General features: G+C 62.6%; 4 protein-coding genes. All 4 read left to right on the top strand.

What is annotated here, in order from left to right:
- The coding region (locus tag VPH46_RS16090; protein ID WP_416612843.1) for a histidine phosphatase family protein at nt 1-613 on the top strand (613 nt) is incomplete at its 5' end.
- 44 nt (nt 614-657) lie between these two features.
- Nucleotides 658-1,305 carry a ParA family protein gene (locus VPH46_RS16095; RefSeq protein ID WP_018251365.1) on the top strand — a complete coding sequence of 216 codons (648 nt, stop codon included), beginning with the start codon at nt 658-660 and terminating at the stop codon, nt 1,303-1,305.
- A 2-nt stretch (nt 1,306-1,307) separates the two neighbouring features.
- Nucleotides 1,308-1,604 (top strand): ribbon-helix-helix domain-containing protein, encoded by a 297-nt coding sequence (locus tag VPH46_RS16100; protein WP_126002747.1) that lies wholly within the window; start codon nt 1,308-1,310, stop codon nt 1,602-1,604.
- Between the two features lie 54 nt (nt 1,605-1,658).
- Nucleotides 1,659-2,303: replication initiator protein A (locus VPH46_RS16105; RefSeq protein WP_416612846.1), on the top strand; the 645-nt coding region annotated here is incomplete at its 3' end.

The raw sequence follows: 2,303 nt of genomic DNA on the forward strand, positions 1-2,303 counted from the left end.
GAGCACCGGCAACGCCGGCGTGCCCTGCCATGACCTCGCATCCATCGAGCTGACCGAGCTGGGATGGCGTCAGGCGCGGGAGGTAGCGCGGGCTTGGACCGAGACGCCCAGCCTGATCGTGACCTCTCCCTATCTTCGCACCCGTCAGACGGCCGAGGCGACGATCCAGCGCTTTCCGGTCGTCCCGGTGGAGGTGTGGCCGATCGAGGAGTTTACCTATCTCCAGCCCTCCCAGTGGAACGGCACACGCAGCAGCGAGCGAATGCCCCATCTGGAGCGGTACTGGACCGACGCCGATCCCGCCTATTGCGACGGGGAGGGTGCGGAGAGCTTCGGGGCATTGCTTCGCCGTGCTGAAGCGGTGCTGGCACGGCTTGCCGCCCTGCCCTCCCCCGGCCTCGCCTATGTGTTCAGCCACGGGCAGTTCATCCAGGCGGTGCGTGCGGTCGTGACAGAAAGCACGCTGGACGATCGTGGCAAGATGCTGGGCTTCTGGCGAAAGGGTGAGCCGCCTGCGATCGGCAACGCGGAGCTGGTGCACTTCGCATTATCGGATGCAGGTTGGAGCCACGAACCACCGGGCGCGAGTCACAGCAGGGTTGTGCCATTCTGATATTGTGCATAACGTCACAGTATCAGAAATGAAGGTGTGCACACGTGCAGATTATCACACTTGCAGCGCAAAAGGGCGGAGTCGGTAAAACGACGCTGGCAGTAAATCTTGCGGTCGCCGCTCAGGCGGCCGGGATCAGGACGGCGCTGTTTGACCTTGATCCGCAGGAAAGCGCAACGGCGTGGAGCGAACGGCGTGAGGCCGAGCTGCCCCATGTGGAGCCGATCAGCGCGCGCCGGCTCGACCAAGCGATAGATGCTGCCGAAGCAAACGGGTTTGCTCTGACCATCATCGACACGCCACCGGCTGCCGGTGCGGAAGCCGCAGCCGCAGCCCAGCGCGCGGACCTCGTGGTGATCCCTTGCCGTCCCTCGCTTATCGACCTGGATGCGATCAAGCGGACTGCCCAACTCATCACCAGCACCGGGCGGGCAGGCGTTGTTGTGCTGAACGCCGCTCCCCCAACTGCGTCCACATTGCTGGACGACGCGCGGACACTTGCCGAAGCGACCGGCCTCCGGGTTGCGCGCACCGTTCTACGAGAGCGTAGCGCCTATCGTGCAGCTTGGCCCTACGGGTTGGGCGTCATCGAGCATGAGCCAAAAGGCAAGGCTGCCCAAGAGGTTGCAGCCTTGCAGAAGCACCTCCTTGATGATTTGATAAATTGCACACCTGCAAACGTGAAGGCTTGAACATGGCGAAGCGGACATCTCTGTTGGCCCCGGCAGTGGCGCCACAAACCCGTCGCGAGGCAGAGGCGGATAATTCGCCGATCGCAACTCCGGTGTCGTCGGCGAGCAGCGCCCGATCGAGCGGGAAGCGGCCAGGCAAATACCATCTCGGTGCCTATTTCGACCCGGCGGACCCCACGGCCGAGGCCTTCCGGGTCTTGGCGGCACGAACGAGGCGCAGCCATCAGGACCTTCTCGCCGAAGCGATCAGCGAACTGGTCGCCAAGTACGATGCTGATCGGCAATTTGGCCGTGCGTGATAGTGTGCACACCTGCACATCCCCAAGTGTGCAGGATGGCAGGATTGATGCTGCATGACCAAACGCCCGAACCCTAATCCTGAGTTCGACCTGTTTATCCCGCTGATGGGCGATCTTCCGCTGAAGGACCAGCGGGAGACGATGGAGCGGCCGTTCTTCTCGCTTCAGAAGCGCAAGCGGGTGAAGCCGATCGAATATAGCAGTCCGGATGGCGAAACGTGGGTGAAGATCGAGGCGATCCCGGCATATGGCATGGCGACGATATGGGACGCCGATATTCTCATATGGGCAGCCTCGACACTCAACCGGATGCGGGAGCAGGGGGTCAACGATCTTCCGCGGACGCTTAGAACCACGTCCTATGACCTGCTAAGGGCGATCAAGCGCGACACTAGCGGCCGGGCCTATCAGGAGTTGCAAGCCGCGCTCCAGCGGCTTCAGACGACCTCCATATCGACGTCTATCCGTGCGCCGAAGCGGCGCACCAAGGCCGGCTTCAATTGGCTCGACAAGTGGACGCTGGAGGTGGACCCCGACACGGATCAGCCCCGGGGCATGACAATCACCCTATCGGACTGGGTCTATGAGGGCATCATGGGAGAGCGGTCGCTGCTCACCATGCACCAGGACTATTTCCTGCTGACTGGCGGGCTAGAGCGCGCCTTGTACCGCATCGCACGCAAACATGCCGGCAACCAA

Origin of the sequence: Sphingomonas sp. MJ1 (PH-R8), assembly GCF_048058635.1 — a bacterium.
In the GTDB taxonomy this organism is placed as follows: domain Bacteria; phylum Pseudomonadota; class Alphaproteobacteria; order Sphingomonadales; family Sphingomonadaceae; genus Sphingomonas.